1 pseudogene is annotated in these 590 nt (G+C 72.2%); it reads right to left on the bottom strand.

Features of this window, described 5'->3' with window-relative positions:
• Positions 1–483: pseudogene (locus VR45_RS37490) on the bottom strand (hypothetical protein); the annotation flags it as partial.
• Positions 484–590: the final 107 nt, after the last annotated feature.

Below are 590 nucleotides of genomic sequence, written 5' to 3'. Positions count from 1 at the left end.
GACGAACGCCGCTCCTGCGGCGGGCCGGTGGGCACGGGCCGCGGCGCCACCGCGGTCCAGGTCCCAGTACCAGAGCGCGAAGGCGATCACATTCGTCACCCAGGTCACGCCACCGGTCGCCAGCAGACCGGTGGCGTTGTCGGCGAACAGCTTGTTGTCGGTCAGGATGTCCGACACCAGGTGGATTCCGGCGTACAGGTTCGAGGCGGTGATGAAGGCGATCACGGTCTCGGTGACCACCCGCAGCCAGGTCTTCTGCCGGTCGATCCGCCCCGGATCGCCGACGACCAGCGCCACCAGCAGGGTGAACAGGACCACCGGCACCACCCACACCGGGTCCACCCGGTACGACGTGGGCAGCGCCACGTGGAGCAGCCCGGCACTCACCACCGCCGTGGCCACCGGCCACCAGTGCTCCCCACGCACCGCGCCCGCACCGGGCCCCACCGACGACGGACCGGCCGGACCGGGGCTTGCTCGCATGCCTCATTCTGACCCCGTCGGTGGACATCCCCCACGCGTTCCACCGCGCGACACGCGGCGGGCCCGCACCATCGGCAGAGCGGCGGGCCGGCTGTCCGGTGCGGACC

This window comes from Streptomyces sp. NRRL S-495 (assembly GCF_000966955.1).
Lineage (GTDB): Bacteria > Actinomycetota > Actinomycetes > Streptomycetales > Streptomycetaceae > Kitasatospora > Kitasatospora purpeofusca.
This window is presented reverse-complemented; position numbering and strand designations above follow the sequence as displayed.